General features: G+C 69.5%; 17 protein-coding genes. 9 read left to right on the top strand and 8 right to left on the bottom strand.

The genetic code is table 11. The features are described 5' to 3' along the window. Positions 1-10: 10 nt before the first annotated feature. Positions 11-1,237 carry a hypothetical protein gene (locus tag O7602_RS23670; protein ID WP_281584813.1) on the bottom strand — a complete coding sequence of 409 codons (1,227 nt, stop codon included), beginning with the start codon at positions 1,235-1,237 and terminating at the stop codon, positions 11-13. A gap of 192 nt (positions 1,238-1,429) precedes the next feature. Here O7602_RS23670 and O7602_RS23665 point away from each other — a divergent pair, with 192 nt between their 5' ends. Then, entirely contained in the window at positions 1,430-1,630 is a 201-nt protein-coding gene (locus O7602_RS23665; protein ID WP_281584812.1) for a hypothetical protein, read from the top strand. Positions 1,631-2,047: 417 nt separating this feature from the next. Continuing rightward, positions 2,048-4,219: a hypothetical protein gene (locus O7602_RS23660; protein WP_281584811.1), complete on the top strand. Its 2,172-nt coding sequence runs from the start codon at positions 2,048-2,050 to the stop codon at positions 4,217-4,219. Between the two features lie 459 nt (positions 4,220-4,678). On the opposite strand, the gene O7602_RS23655 is transcribed toward O7602_RS23660, so the two are convergent. After that, positions 4,679-5,953, bottom strand: coding sequence for a DUF4143 domain-containing protein (locus tag O7602_RS23655; protein ID WP_281584810.1), 1,275 nt, complete (start codon positions 5,951-5,953; stop codon positions 4,679-4,681). A gap of 263 nt (positions 5,954-6,216) precedes the next feature. Here O7602_RS23655 and O7602_RS23650 point away from each other — a divergent pair, with 263 nt between their 5' ends. Next, positions 6,217-7,011 (top strand): IclR family transcriptional regulator, encoded by a 795-nt coding sequence (locus tag O7602_RS23650; protein WP_281584809.1) that lies wholly within the window; start codon positions 6,217-6,219, stop codon positions 7,009-7,011. A 152-nt stretch (positions 7,012-7,163) separates the two neighbouring features. Here O7602_RS23650 and O7602_RS23645 read toward each other — a convergent pair whose 3' ends face one another. Genes O7602_RS23645 through O7602_RS23620 form a run of 6 tightly spaced genes read right to left on the bottom strand, consistent with a single transcriptional unit; the run spans position 7,164 to position 12,993 of the window. After that, complete coding sequence (locus tag O7602_RS23645) at positions 7,164-8,168, bottom strand: bile acid:sodium symporter family protein (RefSeq protein WP_281584808.1); 1,005 nt, start codon at positions 8,166-8,168, stop codon at positions 7,164-7,166. A 2-nt stretch (positions 8,169-8,170) separates the two neighbouring features. Then, positions 8,171-8,923 (bottom strand): SDR family oxidoreductase, encoded by a 753-nt coding sequence (locus O7602_RS23640; protein ID WP_281584807.1) that lies wholly within the window; start codon positions 8,921-8,923, stop codon positions 8,171-8,173. Further along, positions 8,920-10,305 carry an MmgE/PrpD family protein gene (locus O7602_RS23635; RefSeq protein ID WP_281584806.1) on the bottom strand — a complete coding sequence of 462 codons (1,386 nt, stop codon included), beginning with the start codon at positions 10,303-10,305 and terminating at the stop codon, positions 8,920-8,922. The genes O7602_RS23640 and O7602_RS23635 overlap by 4 nt, the downstream gene beginning before the upstream one ends. Before the next feature lie 5 nt (positions 10,306-10,310). Continuing rightward, the gene (locus O7602_RS23630; protein ID WP_281584805.1) at positions 10,311-10,787 is read right to left on the bottom strand and encodes a RidA family protein; all 477 of its coding nucleotides are present in this window, start codon (positions 10,785-10,787) and stop codon (positions 10,311-10,313) included. Between the two features lie 14 nt (positions 10,788-10,801). Next, a complete protein-coding gene (locus tag O7602_RS23625) occupies positions 10,802-12,229 on the bottom strand; it encodes an MmgE/PrpD family protein (protein WP_281584804.1) in 1,428 nt (475 codons plus the stop codon). After that, entirely contained in the window at positions 12,226-12,993 is a 768-nt protein-coding gene (locus tag O7602_RS23620) for a cyclase family protein (RefSeq protein ID WP_281584803.1), read from the bottom strand. Before O7602_RS23620 ends, O7602_RS23625 begins: the two co-directional genes overlap by 4 nt. 364 nt (positions 12,994-13,357) lie before the next feature. Between O7602_RS23620 and O7602_RS23615 the strand changes: the two genes are divergently transcribed. Genes O7602_RS23615 through O7602_RS23590 form a run of 6 tightly spaced genes read left to right on the top strand, consistent with a single transcriptional unit; the run spans position 13,358 to position 19,981 of the window. Further along, positions 13,358-14,377 carry an aminopeptidase gene (locus O7602_RS23615; protein WP_281584802.1) on the top strand — a complete coding sequence of 340 codons (1,020 nt, stop codon included), beginning with the start codon at positions 13,358-13,360 and terminating at the stop codon, positions 14,375-14,377. Between the two features lie 26 nt (positions 14,378-14,403). Beyond that, positions 14,404-15,228, top strand: coding sequence for an ABC transporter ATP-binding protein (locus tag O7602_RS23610; protein WP_281584801.1), 825 nt, complete (start codon positions 14,404-14,406; stop codon positions 15,226-15,228). Beyond that, the gene (locus tag O7602_RS23605; protein ID WP_281584800.1) at positions 15,225-16,076 is read left to right on the top strand and encodes an ABC transporter permease; all 852 of its coding nucleotides are present in this window, start codon (positions 15,225-15,227) and stop codon (positions 16,074-16,076) included. Before O7602_RS23610 ends, O7602_RS23605 begins: the two co-directional genes overlap by 4 nt. Next, positions 16,073-16,828 carry an N-acyl homoserine lactonase family protein gene (locus tag O7602_RS23600; RefSeq protein ID WP_281584799.1) on the top strand — a complete coding sequence of 252 codons (756 nt, stop codon included), beginning with the start codon at positions 16,073-16,075 and terminating at the stop codon, positions 16,826-16,828. The genes O7602_RS23605 and O7602_RS23600 overlap by 4 nt, the downstream gene beginning before the upstream one ends. Next, positions 16,825-18,825: an NADH:flavin oxidoreductase gene (locus O7602_RS23595; protein ID WP_281584798.1), complete on the top strand. Its 2,001-nt coding sequence runs from the start codon at positions 16,825-16,827 to the stop codon at positions 18,823-18,825. The genes O7602_RS23600 and O7602_RS23595 overlap by 4 nt, the downstream gene beginning before the upstream one ends. Further along, entirely contained in the window at positions 18,776-19,981 is a 1,206-nt protein-coding gene (locus O7602_RS23590) for an ABC transporter substrate-binding protein (protein WP_281584797.1), read from the top strand. Before O7602_RS23595 ends, O7602_RS23590 begins: the two co-directional genes overlap by 50 nt. The last annotated feature ends 1 nt before the right edge of the window (position 19,982 follow it).

The raw sequence follows: 19,982 nt of genomic DNA, 5'->3' as shown, positions 1-19,982 counted from the left end.
GATCGTCGTGTCACGCTTCCGCCTCGAGCGACGCGGCCTCCTCGTCTAGGCGGTACAGCAGGCTGCAGGCGAGCATGAGGCCCTGAACCGCGTTGCGCCGGTTGAACTGGCGCGGGCTGACCGTGTGCGCGGTGGCGTTGCGGCTGAACGTTGCAGGCACCTTGTCGCCGTTGGCGACGAAGAACTGCTGGTATGCCTGCCACATGGGGGCGAACGCGACAAACTGCCGAATGTTGAACTCGTCGTAGGCATCCTTCGTGCGCTTGCCGTTCCGGTCGGGCGTGTACCTGTGGCGATCCTTCCCGAAGTACGCGGTGACGATGGCGTCGACGAGGGAGCCGGCAAGCGCCTGTGCCGCTGCCGTGTGGCCGGCGTCCAGGGCGTCGAGCGCAGCCACGGCGAAGGGGACGTACGGGGCAACCGCTCCCGACGCGCAGCCCAGGACGACCGTGCGGCAGTCGGCCGAGATAGTCCGCCACCGACCGCCGAGAATCCGCCGGCGCTCGCTCGCCCCGCCGGCCCGGATCAGTGCGACGGCGGTGGCCGTGCGCGGCAGGCCGTACAGCGGGATGCCCTCCACCATGACGACCACCTCCACATCCGCGAACTTCAGACCTTCGATCGCGCGCAGGTTCGGCGGGTAGAAGCTGACCCGCATGGCCGCGATCGCCGGCCCGAGGTTCTTGAACAGGGCGGACTGCTGCTCGGCGAACGTCGAGGTGATCCTGGACACGGCCGTCAGCGAATCCGCGATACCGCCCAGGTCGAGGTTCTTGGTGAGCTGCTCGGCGATCCTGCCGAGGTTCGACTGGGCTAGTACGGTGGTTTTGAATACGTCGCTGGCGATGCTGCCCGAGATCTCCTTCTTCCACGCCGCCTGCGCGTCGAGCATCGGCTTGATCGCGTCGGCCACCAAGGCACGCTGGGCTTGGACGATGCCGGAGATCGCGATGATGTTCTTGAACGCTGACTCGGGGAGAGTGAACGCCGGCAGCTTGAACTGGGAGTTCAGCGACTGCTGGATGCTCGCCATGGAACTGCGAAGGGCTTCCGTCTGCTCCGGAGTGAGCTCGATGCGCTTCTCGCTCTCATCACTGTCGCCGGCAGGCTTCTCCATGGTCTCGTCGTTCACCGCATCTCCTTCGGTGGTCCGTGCGTCGTAGCCGCGCTGGACGTGCGAGATCTGCCCCCGGTGGCCGGTGATCTCGGCCTGAATCGCCCACAGGCGTACGCTCATCCTGCCGCACACGGGAACGGGTCCGTTGAGGGCTTGCCGTCGGGCTTGGACGCGGGTGGGTCGTGAGACGGCGCCTCATCGAGTCAGCGCGTCGAGTGCGCACCTGCTCGCGGTCGCTGTCCTTCCCCTGCTCGGACGGCTCGCGCACAGCGTCTCGATCTGGGCCTCTCAGCGCGCTGCCAGCCCGGCGGGATGACCAGGAATGTCGTCTCGCGCTCGCGCTGGCCGTTGTCCGTAGCGCTGCTGGCTGTGCGCCCACCGCTTGTGCTCGATCGCGGCGAATCGCTCGACGGTCCGCTCGCTCTCCAACAGATCACGGATTTGGTCGTGCTGAAGTTGTCGATCACCCCGATGTGGATCATGAGTTCAAAGCTGTCCGGCAGTGTGCCGTAGTCGCGGGTGATCTGCGTGCAGCAGCAGCCAGTCCAGAACGCCCGAATAACCCGTCAAGCGCCACGGCGTAGGTGTGCAGGGTGGTGATGTAGTCATCCGGCTTCGTCGGTTTGGCCAGCCGGCAGTCCCACCCGTGAACGGCGCCAGGTGCCTCTCACCTTGGTTCCGGCAACGGCGGTCTGGCCGGGTGTTGGACTGGACCTTGTGCGCTGTGGCTACGATTCGATGCCTATGCGTGGACTGCTTGACAGTGATCTCCTCTCCGGTACGCACGAGATCACAATGAGACTGCGGCCGGAGCGCGCTGCGCGGCCTGTTGAAGCCGGGCAGCCCGATCGACTCCGGGAGGAGATTAGCTGGCTTTGTCAGACGTGGGGAGGTGGTGGTCAACCGATACTGCCTATCGTCGGCGGTAAGGTGCCGTCTCCGTACGTCCACCTTCTGGAGGTCGAGCAGGTTGACCAGGTGGGCGGCCTCCAGGAGGTGGACGCCGAGCTTCCGTACCGGGTCAGGAAGAGCAGGCCGTGGGACTTCCCGGTCATGGTGATCGCCGACGCCACGCCTCGCGATCAGTGGCGTCCCGTTCACGTGCCCGTGTTGGAGGTCGGCGATCCCTGGGAGTTGATCTACGCCGCCACTCTCGGTGTCCTGCCGGAGGTGCCCGACCCCACCCTCATGGATCGACCTATGACGCGCGTGGACGTACGGTTTGAGCAGGTCATGCCGGTCGAACGTCAGCCGGCTGTGGGCTCGCTTGACGACCTTTTGCAGCGGCTTGAAGCCCAGGAGCCGATGTCGCCACGAATGGTGAGCAAGATCGGCTTAGCCGCGGGGTCGGTACTCGACACGGGTTACATGGGCAGAGGGGCGAGCCCGCTACCAGAGCCTCACGTCCTGCGTCGCGCCGCCGGCCCGAACATCATCGTCGTGGTGAGCCCCGGTTCGGTCGAGGATCTTGCGTTGCTGTGGAACCTGCGCGCCGCGCACGGCGACCGTCGAGTGTTGCCCATCGGGCTGCCCTTGGCAGCGGTCAACGAGCAGGCGTTGCGAGAGCTGCGAGAGCCGGGGCGGGTAAGCGCATTCGGGCTCGGTGGTGGGCGGTGCTACATGACGAGCGCGTCGGTTGCTCCCGGTCAATTTGCCGACGTGGCAGCCGCCGCCGGTATGCGCGTGGTCGCCTACGAGGACATTCTGACCTTCGGACCTCCGCCGGGAAGGTCCCGTAACGACATCGCGCAATGGTCGGAGGGACAGACACAGATCGCGGTCCTCTCCGACGCGGACCGTGAGTTCCTGCGACCTTTTCGCAATTTCTGGCGCCCGCCCGAGCTGGTTGTCGACGTGAGAGTCCGCCGTCACCTGCTTCCCTCCGACCCTACGATGCGCGGTGCCGAGTTCGGCCCACGGTTCCAGGCGGGGTCCGCGCAAGTCGACGTGCCATCGGTTGAGCGCTTGGAAACGGCGGCGGTTCGCTGGCCCTCCACGTGGACCAGCCTTGCCGCAGTCGCGCAGAGCCGGGGGCTTCGCGTCGAGCCGTCCGAGCCAGGGGTGGCGGCAGAAACATTGATCCGCGCGATCGGAAGCGTGGAGGGCATTCGATACCTGACGCACCGCCCGCTGATCGAGTTGCTGTACAAGCTCGCCGAGCGCAGCGGCATGGCCTGGTGGAAGGACCGCTGGACGCGCGCGCATCGAGAACTTCGAGCACTGGGCGTTGCCGAAGAGGAGATCGAGGCAGCCGCCGTACGCCTGGGGCGCGATGACCCGGCGGTCGCTCCTCCGGGTGAGGGACGCGCCCTGCCGTTCAGCGAATTCCTCAAGGTGTTCCGCAGGAGGCAAGCGACCGTCAACTGGGTTGCGTGGGCAGAGCGGCACCATCTGCTCGTTCGTGGGGCAACGGTGGGCTGCCCTGAGTGCAAGGCCAAGTCCTGGCTGCCGATGGCCTCGGTCCCACCACCGGTAGCCTGCCCCGGCTGTGGACGCTCGATTGTGCAGCCCTACGAGCCGGAACTCCTCAAGTTCACCTACCGCATCGGAGAAGCCCTGCGGCGCGTCCTGGAAACGGACAGCCTGGGACACCTCCTCGCCTTGCGGTGGCTGGATCAGCTCTTCGAGCGACACGGCCTCGTCGGAGCGCATCCCGGGGTCAACTTTTTCGACGGCGACAGGAACATCGGGGAAGCCGATGTCGTCCTACTGTTCGCCGACGGGAGCCTCGTACCCGTCGAGGTGAAGCGCCGTATCGCGGGAGCAGACCAGCATATGGCTGAATCGCTGGACGCCTTGTCGGAAGCACTTCGGGCACCGTACGACATCGTCGCGGTCACCCAGCCGGCCCGCGACTGCCCCGAACTCCAACGGTTCGCACGTGAGCTTCCGGACCGCCCCCGGCTGCTCCTCACCGACGACCAACTCCACGCGAAGCACGCGATATTCATGCTGAACGACAACCCGTTCGGGTGGTCGCCGCAGGACGAGGAGGCGGAGAGAACCGGACAGGAGCAGTTTCTCGACATGCTGGCCTGCGACGAACTCACCGCACCGCAGGACTGGGTGAGCGAACAGCTACTGACTCGCGACTTGTCATGATTTACGCCGGGGCTTGGCTCATGAGTGCTACCAGCAGCGACAGTGACCCAAGGAAGAAACCCCACGGTGTCGATGATCTAGAGGGCAATCCGTGATCTGCATCACCGGTGGAGGGAGAGGCGCTGGTCTTGAACTCCAACGCCTCTCCCAAAGTGGAGCGTCGTGATATCTCACAACCGTCTCACGGACGGTTCGGGAAGACCCGGTATCGGTTGGCATGGCCCGGCCGATTGCCTGGCCCCTGACCTGCATCCCTGGCACGGGCTGGCACTGTCCGGCGCCCTCCGGCAGCCCGGCTGGTTCACTGGCAGTGTGGGGGTCAGGGGTTCGAGTCCCCTCGGCTCCACCTCGCGTTTATGCAGGTGACAGGCATCAGTCAGTGACTGGTGCCTGTTTCTTGTGATCTCGTGGTCACGGCCGTGGTCACCCAGCGCCCGACACTGCACTTCGCGCCGGTTGTCAGGGTTCGAGCAAGCAGAGCGGGATCACCGCGATTCCGTCAGCGCGGCGGTACGCCTCAGGCCCGGTGGTGATGACCGCCGCATCGAGTAGATCGTCGCCGAGTTGTCCACGCAGCCAGGTGAGGTGACGGACGTCGTCGTCGCTCACCGACGGAGACAGCTTGACCTCGAGCGCCACGATTCGTTGATCCGCGCGCTGGATGATGAGGTCCACCTCATGCCGGCTGTCCCAGGTGCGTAGGTGATGAACCGTGGCTTCAGCTGCCTGCGCGTAGACCCGCACGCTCAGCGTCACCAGCGACTCGAACAAGGCGCCCAGCAGGGGACCGGGCCGGCGGACGGGCGTGTCCGGCGCTGAATCGTCGAGCAGGGCGGGTACGTCCACACCGAGGAGTCGGGCGGCGAGGGCCGGGTCGGCGAGGTGGTGTTTCGGTGCGGCGCCGAGTCTGCTGAAGGCGCTGCGGCTGGGCAGCCAACCGGGCACGGGATCGAGCAGCCACAGTTGCGACAGCACGTCGCGGTACACGGTCGTTGTCGTCTTGGCGGGCTTGTTGGTCTCGCCCGGGGTGGCCGCGTCCAGGATGGCGTTGTAGGAACTGGTGGTTGCCGTCGCGGCGGCGTACGCGGCCAGCCACCCGCGCAGGGTGCCGGGGCGGCGTACCAGATGGCCTTGCTCGGGGAAGTCTCGTTCGACGATACGGTTCAGGTAGCCGTCGAGCTGTGCCCTGCGAGCGCGTGGTGGCAGTTGACGGATGGCGGGGAATCCGGATCGCGCGATCTCCTCGGCGTAGTCGACCAGGCTCAGCGCAGTGCCCCCGCTCACGGCCAGCCGCCGTCCGGTAAGCAACTCCCGAAGGCTGACCGTCGGCTCGACCAGGGCCCGCTCGGCAAGGCTCATCGGTCGCATCCGGAGCTGGACGATGCGCCCGGCTCCGGAATGTGTCGGCGCGGAGGTCGGGGTGGCGCTGCCGGTCAACAGGAACCGGGCCGGTGCGGGGTTACGGTCGACGCTGCGCCGCACAAAGTCCCAGACCGCCGGTTCGCGCTGCCACTCGTCGATGAGGACCGGCGCCAGGGCTCGGTCGAGGCGCTGCGGATCGGCGGTGAGCAGTTCCCGCTGTGTCGCGTCGTCCATGGCGAAGACGGTGGCGGCGCGACGCTGGGCCGTCGCGGTCTTCCCGACGCCCTTCGGCCCCTCGAGACTGATGGCAGGCAAACCGCCGAGCAGCTCATCCAGCTCTTGATCGACGGCCCGTAGCTGATATGACAGCATGGCGTAACGCTACCGTAGAAGCATCCCGAAGGCTACCGTTCACACATCTCCTATGCTCCCGTACAGGCACGACTCCGAGACTCCCGACGGCGGGGGCGGCGCCGCCCGGCAGTCGAGGGCTTCGAAGGCTACGTACCAGTCCACGGCGGTGCTCGGCATCGTGCCGGAGAGAGGTACGATGTTCCGGTGGGTGATAGAGTTGCGCGCTGCGCAGCTACCGGTACGTGTCCGGACATGTCCCCTGCCTACCTCTGGAGTAAGAGTTGACGATCGACCAGCGGACCGAGGCCGGACCTGACGGGCGTACCGTCAACGGCCTGGAACGGGCGCTCGACGTGCTGCTGCTGTTCTCCCGCTCCGGCGTGACGAACCTCGGCGTCTCGGAGATCGGCCGCGAACTCGGCGTCTCCAAGGCCGTGGTGCACCGGATCCTGACCACGCTCTGCGGCCGGCGGCTCGTCACCGTCGACGAGGGGAGCCGGCGGTACGTGCTCGGTCCGGCCGCGCTGGCCCTCGGCCGTGCCTTCCTCGATCGTGTCGACGTGCGCCAGCTCGCCCGCGAGCCGATGCGCCGTCTCAGTGAGCAGACGAAGGAGACCTCGACCCTTTCCATCCGGGTCCGTGACCTGCGTGTCTACCTCGACCAGGTGACGCCGGCGCGGGACGTGAAGATGGAGGTCCAGATCGGCGAGGCGTTTCCGTTGCACGCGGGGAGTTCCTCCAAGGTGTTCCTCGCCTATCTCCCGCAGGCGGAGCGCGAGGCGTACCTGACCTCCGGTCCGCTGCCCGCGCTCACCGACCACACGCTCATCGACGCCAGTCACCTCCGGGACGAGTTGCGCCTGATCCGCGAGCGGGGTTACGCGGTGTCGTTCGGCGAGCGGCAGGCCGGCGCCGGCTCCCTCGCCGCGCCGGTGCTCGACCACGAGGGCAAGCCGGTGGCGGTGATCAGCGTGTGCGGCCCGGTCGAGCGGATCCGCGGCCGGATCGACGAGCTCGCCAAGCCGCTGCTGGTCGAGACCGGGGAACTCTCCGCGCGGCTGGGCTTCGAGGGCTAGACGCCGGTCGTCGCTGGAACGATGATCCGCTCAGGGGAACGGCCAGGCTCGTGCAGTGAGCGCGACCAGCGGCGGCGGGTGAGGCCGCGGGAGCGACGGTCCGGACCACGGCGGACGTCGCGGTAGCCCGCCGGTTCGTGCCGTGTGTCGGGCTACGACGGCGACGGCTCGGCCCGCGGTGCGGCATCGTCGCCCGGCGTGGTCCGCCCGCGCTCGGCCCAGCGGCGGGCGAGGACGGTGCCGGTGATGAGCTGGAGCTGATGAAAGATGATCAGCGGCAGGATGAGCAGGCCGGCGGCCGGGCCGGAGAAGAGGACCGTCGCCATCGGCAGGCCGGCCGCCGCGCTCTTGGTCGACCCGCAGAACGCGATGGCGATCCTGTCGGGGCGGTCGAAGGGCAGGGTGGCGAGCGTCAGCAGGACGGCGGCGAGCAGCGCGGCCTCGACGACGAGGAGCACCAGCAGGTCGGAGACGCTGACGCGGCTCCAGACGCCGCTGACGACGCTGGCGCTGAACGCGGTGTAGACGACGAGCAGGATCGAACCGCGGTCGACGACGGTGAGCGGTTTCCGGTGTCGTTTCATCCAGCCGCCGAGCCAGGGCTGGACCAGTTGACCGGCGACGAACGGCAGCAGCAACCGGAGCGCGATGTCGGCGAACGCCGCCGGGGAGAGGTGCACGTCGCCGGCGCCGCCCATCATGGCGCCGACGAGTAGCGGGGTCAGCGCGATGCCCGCGACGCTGGAGAAGGACGCGCTGAAGATGGCGGCGGGCACGTTGCCGCCGGCGATCGAGGTGAGCGCGATCGCGCTCTGCACGGTCGACGGCACCGCGCACAGGAACAGCAGCCCCTGGTGGAGTTGAGGGTCGAGGACGCTGGGGGAGAGCAGCCCGAGCAGCAGCCCGTACGCGGGAAAGAGCGCGAAGGTGGTCAGGAGCACGGCGAGGTGCAACCGCCAGTGCGCGGCGCCGGTCCACGCCTCGCGCCGCGAGATGCGGGCGCCGTACAGGAAGAACAGCAGCGCGACGGCGGCGGTGGTCGCCCAGCCGGCGACCGTCGCGACGACGCCGCGGGCCGGTAGCACCGTCGCGACCGCGACCGTCGCGACCATCGCGGCGACGTACGGGTCGACGGGTAGGCGTCGGGGCCGGTTCATCGTCAACCGATCAGCGGTGCGAGTCCGAGGCCGCCGTCGGCGGCGACCACCTGGCCGGTGGTCGCGCCCGACCTCGGCGAACAGAGCATCGCCACGACGGTCGCGACCTCGTCCGGTGAGGTCATCCGACCCAGGGGGATGTTCGCCGCCTCGTCGGCCAACGCGGCCTCGGTCGACCGCCCGGTGGACCTCGCCACCTCCGCGAGATGCGTGCGCCGTCGCGGCGAGTCGACGCTGCCGGGTCGCACCGCGTTGACCCGGACGCCGTGCGCGGCGAACGTCACGGCGAGCAGGGCGGTGAGGTGCTCGACGGCGGCGTTCACCGCGCCCGACTGCGGATTGCCGCCGGACGGTCGGATCGCGGCGACACCAGACATGTTGACGACGCTGCCGCCGTGCTCCCGCAGTGCCGGTAGCGCGGCCATCGCCATGGACCAGTAGCCGTAGGCCTTGGTCTCCACCATTTCCAGCCAGCCACCCAACGTGGGTCCGCGCGCCGGCAGCGAGGCGTTGTTGACGAGGACGTCCAGGCGTCCGTACCGCGCGATCACGCTCTCCACGAGGGGCCGATGCGCCGCCTCGTCACGCAGGTCGGCGCGCAGCGTGTCGTCGTCCTCACCGGCGGCGGCCGGGTTCGGCCGGCCGACCACCATGACGTGGGCGCCTTCGGCGCGCAGGGTCTCGGCGATGGCGCGGCCGATGCCCCGGGTGCCGCCGGTGACAAGTGCCACCCGGCCGGAAAGTTCGAGGTTCATGCCGCCACCCGGGACTCGCGACGGATGATGCCGGTCAGGGTGTCGACCACGGCGGCGTCGCCCGCTACCGCGGCGACGAGTTCCTCCCGGCACCGCTGCGGCTCGCGCACCCCGCCGGCGGCGGCGTCACGGTCGAACTTCGACCTGGCCGCCTCGGCGACCCGGTCGTCGAACGTGGTGCCGAACGGATGGTCCGCGCGGTGCTCGACGACCCGGCCGTCCCGCGACGTCACCCGCACCACGGCGGGCCAGACCTCCCGATCGTCCTCGAGTCGGGCGCTCAACACCTCGTCGCCACGAATGGTGACGTCGTCGAACCTCGCCCGGGTCGCCTGGTCGCGCAGGCCGGCGGCGATGTCGTCCGGCCAGAGGAAGTCGCCGGTGGCGAGCACCCGGGCACAGCAGTACCTGAGGTTCAACGCCGCCTGCGCCGCCGTGTCCGGGAACGCGGACGAGGACCGGGCCAGATCGAGGTGCTCCTGCGGCACGCGCACCTCGACGAGCGCCTGTTGACCGCCGGCCGCGACGACCCGCACGAGGTCCAGCGCGGTGGCGAAGTTGTGTGGCGCGCAGTGGAACTTCTGCGCCGCGTCGCGGATGTGCCACCGGGGCCGCGGATCCGTCGGCGACCCGGCCGTCGCGTGGTGGGCGCGGAGGAAACCGTCCGGAGCCTCGAAGACGTCGGGGGCCGACTGCACGCCGGCGCGGGCCAGCGCGACCGCCTCGAAGCCCGCGCGTACGGCGCTGCCGGCCTGCATGCGGATGGCCGAGTCGGCGCCGCGCGCCTGTCTGGTGAGCCCACCGACCAGGTCACAGGCGATGCCGAAGGCCGCCGCACTCGTCGCCACCGGTAGTTGGCCGATAACGGTGAGCACACCGACCGCGCCGAACGCGCCGCACAGGGCCGCGCTGCGGAAGCCGGCCCGCTGGCTGCTCAACCGGGGAACGCCGTCGTTGAGGGCCCGCCCGACGACCTCCATCGCCTCGTAGCCCGCCGCCACGGCCGTCGCCAGCTCGTGCCAGCGAACCGCCCGCCCGGCCGCCGCCGCGAGCAGCGCGGGCAGGACCGCCGCCCCGGGGTGGGCGAGCGACCGCAACGACGTGTCGGCCCAGTTGTTGGCGCCGGCCGCGACCCCGAGCCCGAACGCGGCCCGGGCCGGTTCGGCCCCGGCCAGCGTCAGCAGCGCGTCGAGGCGGGCGAGCGGCGGACCGTCCGGGACACCGAGGTACGCGTGGGCGATGCGGGTGGACGACGTCGCGTTGCCGCGCAGGGTCACGCCGACACCGTCGACGAGGCGGCCGGTCGTCACGTCGAGCGGCACCTCGTCGGGCGCCGCCCTGATCGCGTCGCACCGCTCGGCGAGAAGGTCCCGCAGGGGCACGGCGCTCACCGTTCCGCGCCGCTGTCGGCCACCTCGACGACCATCTCCGTCTCACAGCAGATGTCCAACCCCAGCCCGGCGACCGCGATCGCGGAACGCGAGTGCCGGCCGCGCTCGCCGTACAGATCCATCAGCAGGTCCGAGCATCCGTTGGCGACCTCGGAGGCACGGTTGAATCCGGGTACGGCGTTGACGAAGGCGACCACCTTGAGGATGCGGGTCACCCGGTCGAGGTCGCCGATCGTGCCCTTGAGCGTGGCGAGCAGGGCCAGCGCGTTGTACCGGGTCGCCTGGCCGGCCTCCTCGACGGTGATCGCCTCGGGCACCGGCCCCTTGAACGGGTAGCCGCCGTCCTTGAAGGGGCCGTGGCCGGCGAGGAAGACGAGGTTGCCGGAGCGGGTTGCCCGCACCCGCCGGGTCTTGACCACGGGCAGCTCGGGCAACGTGAACCCCATCGCGCTGATTTTCGCTTCGATCTCCACGGGTCTCCTTCTGGTTACGTACGCGTCGTGGCCGGGGGTCCGGCCGCGAGCATGCTCGTCACCCGCGGCGTGGCGGGGAGGTCGCGGATCCGGCGGGCGACGTCGGCCGCCTCGGGCGACGGCAGCACGCGTGTCGCGTTGAGCATGAACTTGGCTTCGATGTCCTCGGTGGACAGCGGATGGTCGGGGCCGCCCCGGGACGAGTGCACCCGGTGTTCGTGGGTGCGACCGTCGTGGGTCGTCAGGCGTAGCACCGCACTGAACGCGTGCGGGAACTCGTCGTCGCAGATCGGGTCGGCCACCACGGTGACCTTCGCGGCGAGCGCGAGCCGGGCCGGGTCGGTGAGCGCGGCGTCGGTGAAGTCGTCCAGGTAGACGCCGAGGCCGCCGCCGCCGAGCATGGCCGTGGCGATGGCGAACGGTCCGGAGAACTTGGCGTGGTAGCCGGACCGTGGCCGGATCTTCTCCGGCCGTGGCTCGCCGATCGTCCGCAACGGCGCCGCGGCGACACCGAGTTCGGCCGAGACCACGTCGGCGGCCGAGATCCCCTGGGCGCGCAGGGCGAGCGCGCAGTCGATGCCCGGGTGGGTGAAGTGGTTCGACGGGTACGGCTTGTACACCGTCCGCAGCACCTCCCACCGCTCGCCCAGATCCTTCGTGATCTCCTCGGGAAACTGGTCGTCGCCGAGGAACGCCTGGAGGAAGCCGAAACGGCCCTCGATGACGGTGGGCGGTCCGGTGATGCCGGCCGCGGCGTACGTCGCGGCCTCGACGCCGGCGTGCGCGGCCCAGCCGCAGTGGATCCGCTTCACCGTGCCGCCGGTCCGGTTCGCCTCGATCAGACCCGCGCCCATGCTCGCCGCGATGCCGATGGCGTCGCTGATCTGCTTGTCGGAGAGGCCCAGCAACATCGCCGACGCCACGGCCGCGCCGACGGTGCCGCAGATGGAGGTGGCGTGCAGGCCGCGCTCGAAGAAGCTGGAGTTGCGCAGCCGTGGCACGTACGAGGCCAGGCCGAGCCGGTTGCAGACCTCGTCGCCGACCGCGACGGCCGCCAGGAGGCTCGGACCAGAGGACTTCGCCGCCTCGGCGACCGCGAGGGCCGCGGGTACGACCGCCGCGCTCGGGTGGAGCACCGACGGCAGATGCGTGTCGTCGAAGTCGAGCGCGTGGGCCAGAGTCCCGTTGACCAGGGCCGCGGCCGACGCCGGCAGCCGGTCGGCGCCGAACAGCGTGCCGGCCTCGGCGAGCCCGCCGCGGCGGCTCGCCACCGCGTGGATCACCTGGGCGGGCTCGGTCGCGCCGTCCGCCTCCCGCGCGGCGAGCGCGTTGCCGACCACGTCCAGCAGTCGACCGACCGCGTCGGTCCGCACCGCCGCCGGCACGTCGTCACGGTGGCTCGCCGCGAACTCGGCGAGCGTCTGGGCGATGGTCGGCTTCATGCGGGGACCACCGCCAGCGGCCGAACCGGCCCGCCGGTCGCGCCGACGACGTTGAGCGGGTTCAGGACCAGGCCGAACTCGGTCACCCCCAGGTCGATCAACGGGGCCAGGTTCATCGTCTCCACGATGTTGACGCCCCGCTCCACGAGGAGCATGGAGTGCACCGGCAGCAGGGCGTGGCCGTCTCCGGCCGGGATGTGCTCGAAGGCGATCGTCTCGGCGCCGACGGCCCGGGGGCGGTGCTCGGCGAGCCAGTGCGCGGCGGCCGGTCCGGGGCCGGGGGCGCCCAACTCCTGACCGGTGAACAACGCCTTGTCGCCCCAGTTCCGCGACCAGCCGGTGCCGACGAGAATCACCTCGCCGGGCTCGATCTCGACCGCGGCGTCCCGCTGCGCGCGTTCGAGATCGTCGACGGTGACCTCGTACCCGGGCGGGAGGCTGGCGACGCCGTGTACGGCGGTGACGTCGAGCAGGACGGCACGTCCCACGTACGGCTCGAACTCGTCGATCCCCAGGTGCGCGAATCCCCTGTTGCTCTGCAACGCGTGTGCCGACTGGCCGCCGTGCACACGTCCGTCCTTGGAGACGTGGGCCAGAGCGTCGACGTGGGTGCCGACGTGGCCGCCGATGACGATGAGTTCGTTGGCCGCCGAGGCACCGTCGCCGCGGACGAGGTCACCGTGGCGGCGCTCGAGCGCCAGCCGGAACGGCGGATGGTTCGGCGACTGTGGCATGCCGACCCGGTACGGATGCGAGAGGTCCACGACCTTCGACTCCCGGAGCATCCGCCATGCGCTTTGTGGGCTCATACGATTCCGTTCACTCGTGGGAAGACCGCCGCCTTGGGCGTGGAACAGTCCGACGCCAACGGGTCACTGAAAGGCTTCTGCATCCACGGAAGTGACTGTTCCTTCCAGGGAAACGGAGTTCCACCGGCGACCGTACCGCACGCCGGCCGGTGGTGGAAGCGTCATCTCAATCGGCAGCCACGGGCCGGCGCGGTGCGAAAGCCCTGCTGCTCACGGCCAAGATTCGACCGTTGACGGCCCCGGGGTCGGGGTCTACTCTTCGGCCAAGTGGAACAGCGTTCTTCGGAAAGGAACGCTGTGGTGTGAGCTGTCTGAGCTGATGAAGACACGCCGCTGTGAAAGCAACACCGGTCGAAGTCAGGAGTGCTTGATGGATCTGGGGCGATTGAGGCTCAGTTCGGTTGCGGACCAGATCGTCCGGTCGTGTGTGGCCGTGGCACCCGGCGAGCAGGTCGCCGTGGTCGCGGACCTGGCCTCGGACTTCGCCGTCGTCGAAGCCCTCACGGCGGCGGTCCTCGCGGCCCGCGGCGAGCCGACCGTCGTGGTCATGCCACCGCGGCAACAGGCGGGGGACAAGGCGACCGCCGTGGTGCGCGCCGCGCTCGCCGGCGCCGACGTCATTCTCGCCCCCACCACCACGGCGCTGGGCTTCAACGAGGAATTCAACGACGCGCTGCAACGCGGCGCACGCGGTCTCGTCCTCACCGGCATCCGCGGCGAGAATCTGGTCGCCGGTGCCGCGCTCGCGAACTACGACGAGGTCAACGCCGTCACCAGCCGGCTGGCCGACCTGGCCGAGGCGGGCGCCACCATGCGGGTCACAAGCGACCACGGCTCCGAACTGACCGCGTCGATCCGGGGCGTACGGGTCGGCCGCGGGGCGTCCTTCGCGCGTGAGCCCGGCCAGGTCTCGGGCTTCCCCAGCGGCGAGTGCTGGCTGACCCCGGCGGAGGGGTCGGCGAACGGCGTCCTCGTCGCGGACGGCAGCGCGCACATGCTGGGCCGGCTGGACCAGCCGCTCGCGGTGCGGTTCGAGAACGGGTGGGCGACGGACGTCACGGGCGGCGCGCAGGCCGCCGACCTCGTGAAGATCATCGATGCTGCCGAGAACGGTCGGCATCTGGGTGAGCTGAGCATCGGCACGAACGCGATGGCGCGCTTCACCGGAAACATCACCGAAGACAAGAAGGGGATCGGCCGGGTGCACTTCGCGCTCGGCCACAGCGTTGTGGGCTCCGGCGGACCACCCAGTCCCATCCACATCGACCTTCTCATCCTGCAGCCCAACGTCTGGATCGACGACACACCTGTCGTCGAGCACGGCCGGGTCTGCGTATAGCGAACATCGACTCCGGGAGTTTCAACATGGCGACGACGACCCCCGCCGTCCAGACTTCGCAGCCCATCCAGATCCGGGATGTCTCCAAGGTCTACGAGGCAGCCGACTCAACCTCAGTGCACGCGCTGGATCGCATCTCGCTCGATGTGCGTCCGGGTGAGTTCGTGGCGATCGTCGGTCCGAGCGGATGCGGCAAGAGCACGTTGCTGCGGATCGTGGCCGGCCTGGACGACGCGACCGACGGCGCGGTCCTCATCGACGGCGTGAACGTCGACAAGCCGACGGCGAACGCCGGCTTCGTCTTCCAGGCCGCCGTGCTGCTGCCGTGGCGATCGGTGCTCGCCAACGTGACACTGCCGTTGGTGGTGAAGCGGAAGGCCGGCCGCGAGGCGACCGAGCGGGCCCGCGGCCTGCTGGAGTCCTTCGGGCTCGGCGGTTTCGAGAACAAGTACCCCGGTGAGCTCTCCGGTGGCATGCAGCAACGCGTCGCCATCGCCCGCGCATTGGTCTCCGACCCGGTCCTGTTGCTGATGGACGAGCCCTTCGGCGCCCTCGACGCGCTCACCCGCGAGCAGCTCAACGTGGACCTGTCCCAGCTCACCCACGAGAGCCGGAAGACAACGCTGTTCGTCACCCACAGCATCTCGGAGGCCGTCCTGCTGGCCGACCGGGTGGTGGTCTTCGGCGCCCGCCCCGGTCGCATCCTGGCCGACATCGAGGTGCCCTTCGACAAGCCACGCACGATGGCGATCACCGAGACTCCCGAGTTCGCCTCGCTCACGGCCCAGGTGCGGCACGTGCTCGTGGACGGATCCGACCTGACCGCATCGACGACTGGAGCGACGTCGTGACCGACATCTCGCTGAACACGAGGAACCCGTCCCTCGCCGACTCGTCGGTGTCGACCCGGTCAAGCAAGGCGCGACGCCGCCGGGAGCTGCTGATCGGGTTCGTACGCACCATCGCGGTGCTCGGCGCCGGCGTGCTGATCTGGCACCTGGTGGTGACCGGGTTCGACGTGAAGCCGATCATCATCCCGAGCCCGGCGGCGGTCTGGGACGCGTGGTGGACCGGGTGGACGACACCGGGTCTGGCCGGCTTCGCCGAGAACGCCCAGGCGACACTCATCGCCATCGTGCTGGGCTTCACCATCGGCACCATCGTCGGACTGCTGCTCGGGTTCCTCATCTCGCAGGCGCCGGTGATCGACAAGATCCTCTACCCGTACATCGCGATGTTCAACGCGGTGCCCAAGGTGGCCATCGCGCCGCTCTTCGTGTTGTGGTTCGGGTTCGGGCTCGAGTCGAAGGTGTTCCTGACCGTCACCGTGACCTTCTTCCCCATCATGATCAACTCGATGGCCGGCTTCCGGTCGGTCGAGAAGGACAAGCGGGACCTCTTCCGTTCGATCCAGGCCGGCCGGCTGCAGACCTTCCGGATGCTGACCCTCCCGGCCGCCATGCCGTTCCTGTTCGCCGCGTTGGAGGTCGGCATCGTCTACTCCATCATCTCGGCGATCGTCGGCGAGTTCGTCGGCGCCCAACGGGGACTCGGCGTCCAGCTGCTCAACGCCAACAACAACCTCGCCACCGCCGCCGTCTTCGCGATCCTGCTCAACCTCGCGATCCTCGGCCTGATCGCGCTGTACGGGCTGCGGGCGATCCGCAAGCGCGTGTTGTTCTGGGAAGGTGGGCGGTGACCGCCAACGTCATCACCCCCATCCTGGTCGGCGTCGCGCCGGACGTGGACAAGTCCGCGTTCCTCTGGGGCATGCAGGCCGGTCAACGGGTCGACAGTCCCAGCATCATCTGGGCGGTGACCGGCGGCTGGGGCACGCTCGTGATGGACACCGGCTCCGGGACGCCCGAGTGGGTGAGCGCCCACCACCGCCCGTTCCGTCGCACCCCGGAGCAGGAGCCGCTCCGCGCGCTCACCGACGCGGGTGTCGACCCGGCGTCGGTGCGCACCGTGCTGCTCTCCCACCTGCACTACGACCACTGCGCCAACAACAGCCTGTTCAGCGCGGCCCAGTTCGTGGCGCACCGCGCGGAGGTCGCCTACGCGACCGCACCGTACCCGGTGCACGGCGCGGTCTACGAAGCGCCGACCACCGGCCTCACGCCACAGTGGATGGGTGTGGCCGGACGGCTGCGCCTCGTCGACGGGGACGTCGACCTGGCACCCGGCGTACGGGCGATCCACCTGCCCGGACACGCGCCCGGCATGATGGGCCTCGCCGTGGAGACCCGGACCGGCCGGTACGTCCTCGCGGGCGACCACTGCTCGCTGCGGGAGAACTGGGAAGGCATCGGATCGCACCGGCACATCCCGTCGCGGACCTACGTCGACCTGGGCGACTACTACCGGTCGTACGAGAAGATCGAAGGTCTCGACGCGACCGTGCTTCCGGGCCACGACATCCGGGTCTTCGATCAGAAGTCGTACGGATGACTTCCTACCCGCACCTGCTCGCGCCCGGGCGGATCGGCGCCCTGGACCTGTCCAGCCGGGTGATCATGTCGCCGATGGCGACAAACCTGGCGAACGCCGACGGCACCGTCAGCGAGGACATGATCGCCTACTACGCGCGGCGCGCGCGGTCGCGGCCCGGACTCATCACCGTGGAGATGACGGTCGTCGACGCTCCGCGCGGCAACGCCGGCACGGTGTCGCTGCGGATCGACGGCGACGACGTCATCCCGGCCCTGCACAAGCTCGTCGATGCGGTCGAGTTCTTCGACACGCCGGTGGCGTTGCAGATCGGCCACGCCGGTGGCAACACGACCCTGCGCAAGACCAGAGGCGTCGCGCCCGTCGCACCCAGCGCGACGACGTTTCTCGGCGGTCACACCCTCGCGGTCGAGGCGGATCACGCCACGCTGGAACGGCTGTGCGTCGAGTTCGGCGAGGCGGCGGCCCGCGCCAAACGGGCCGGCTTCTCGGCGGTCAACCTGCACGGCGGGCACACCTACCTGCTCGCCCAGATGCTGTCTCCGCTGCGGAACCGGCGTACCGACGCCTGGGGTGGCGATCTGGACGGCCGGATGCGGTTCGCGACCCGGGTGATCGAGCAGATCCAGTCCCGGGCCGGCGCCGACTTTCCCATCATCTACCGCTTCAGCGCCGACGAGTTCCTCGACGGTGGCCGCGACCTCGAGGAGTCCAAGGAGGTGGCCCGGCGTCTGGAAGCGCTGGGCGTGGCGATGCTCGACATCACCGCCGGGGCCTCCGCGCCGGTCGTGGACACCTCGGCCGGTGCCGAGGGACGATGGAAGGCCCTGCGGGCGGCCATCGAGCCGATGTCCTTCGCCGAGGGCTGGAAGGCCGGACTCGCGGGCGAGATCCGTGCGGTCGTGTCCATCCCGGTCTCGGCGGTCGGTGTCATCCGTACCCCCACGACGGCCGAAAACCTACTGGCGACCGGCGTGGCGGACTACGTGACGCTCGGACGTGCCCTCATCGCCGACCCGGACTGGCTGACGCGGGTTCGCCGGGACACCGTCGACCGCATCCGGCCGTGCATCTCCTGCAACGAGTGCAGCCGGGTGCGCCAGGAACTCGACCGGCCGATCCGGTGCGCGGTCAACCCGGAGGTCGGCCGGGAGCGGATCCACCTCGCGCGTCCGGAACCGGGCGGGAAGATGATCGTGGTGGGCGGGGGCGCCGCCGGGCTGGAGGCGGCCCGCCGGGCGGCGCTCGACGGCTGGCACGCCGAGGTGTGGGAAGCCGGTGACCAGCTGGGCGGGCAGCTCATCTGGGGTGCGATCCCCCCGTTCAAACACCGGCTGGAGAGCCTGCGCCGTTGGCTCGTCGACGAGGCCGGGCGCGCCGGCGCCCTGCTCCGGACCGGGACGACTGCCACCGTCGAGTCCGTCGCGGATGCGGCGCCGGACGCCGTGGTGGTCGCCGTCGGCGTCGACCCGCACACGCCGGACGGCCCGCACTCGATGACCGCGTACGACCTGCTGCGCACCGGAGAGAAGCTGCCACCGGGCCCGGTCGTCGTCGTCGGCGGCGGACCGACCGGGTGCGAGGCGGCCATGCTCCTGGCCGAACGAGGCCACCCGGTGCGGCTGGTGACCCGGTCGATGCGCGCCGGCCTGGCCCAGGGGCTGGAGAACCTGTCCCGATCCGACGTCCGGGCCACGCTCGACGATCTCGGCGTCACCATCGAGGAGTCATGCGTCTGCACGCCGGAACCGGACGGTGTGCTGATCTCCCGGCTCGGCCCGCCGGCCGAGCTGTGGACCGGAAGCGTGGTGTGGGCCGCCGGCGTGCGGTCCAAACCATTCGACGTACAACGGTTGCGCGATCGCCTGCCGCGCCAGGCGGTCGTCGTCAACGCGGGGGACTCTCGGAATCCACGCAACATTCTGCACGCGGTCTCCGACGGCGCGCGTGCCGCTGCCCTGGCCACGGCCGGATTCGGCCGCGACGACGCCGACTGATCGGCGTGAGCTGGCCCGCCACCTCAAAGCCGGGGCCAGAAGCAGACTTCGTACCCGAAAGGAAAAAGCGATGGTACGTAGAGCGAGATGGGCCGTTGTCCCCGTGATCCTCGCACTCACGGTGAGTGCGTGTTCGGAATCGGACGGCGGATCGAGCACCGATGCCGGTGAGAAGCCGGTCATCCAGCAATATCACTGCTCGCCGACCCTGGCGAGCAACTCGTCGGCGATCTTCCTCGGCCCGCAACTCGGCCTGACCGACAAGTTCACCATCAACGTGACGAGTGTGTCCGGAACCGGCGCCTGCGTGCAGGCGCTGTCGACCGGACAGGCCAACGTCTCGTCGCCGGCTCCGGCGGCCCTGGCCACGCCCGTGTCGGAGAACGGCGACATCGGCGTCAAGTACTTCTACGAGCTGGCCCGGTCGGACACCTTCAACATCATGGTCAAGCCCGATTCGCCCATCCAGGGCTACGAGGACCTCAAGGGCAAGCGGGTCGGCATCAACGGGGCTGGCGGCGTCGAGCAGTCCTTCGCGATCGGCGCGCTCAAGTCGGTCGGCCTCGCCGCGTCCGACGTCACGTTCATCGCGGTGGGCAACGGGGCGGCGGCGGCCAAGGCGCTCCAGGAAGGAAAGGTCGACGCGATGTCGCAGGTCGACATCCGGTGGGGGACCTTCAAGGCGCAGGGCTTCGAGTTCCGGGACCTGACCGCCTCGGCGCCCAAGTCGCAGACCTTCGGCGCCTCGTACGCCGCAAACACGAAGTGGCTCGAGTCGAACAAGGAACTCGCCGTCGAGTTCGCCCGCATGATCGCCCGGGCCACCATCATGACGATCGTCAACCCGGAGGCCGTGATCAGGAAGTTCTACCAGGTGTATCCCCAGTTCATCACGCCCGGCCTGTCGATCGACAAGCAGATCGAGGCGGACCTGCCGGTGTTGGCGGCCCGCTCCGCGAAGTACGGATTCGACCTGGAGAAGCAGACGCCGGACCTCGGACAGTTCACCGCGGAGCAGTGGGCGGCCGTACTCGAGTTCAACGACCTCACGGTCAAGGACCCGACCGTCATGTACACGAACGACATCGCCGCAGCCATGGGCGACATCGACGTGAAGAAGTGGGTCGAGTACGCCAAGAACTACAAGGACGGATGAC

It is taken from the genome of Micromonospora sp. WMMD1128, from assembly GCF_027497235.1.
GTDB lineage: Bacteria > Actinomycetota > Actinomycetes > Mycobacteriales > Micromonosporaceae > Micromonospora.
The sequence above is the reverse complement of the archived record's forward strand: the minus strand, read 5'-3'. Positions and strand labels throughout refer to the sequence as shown.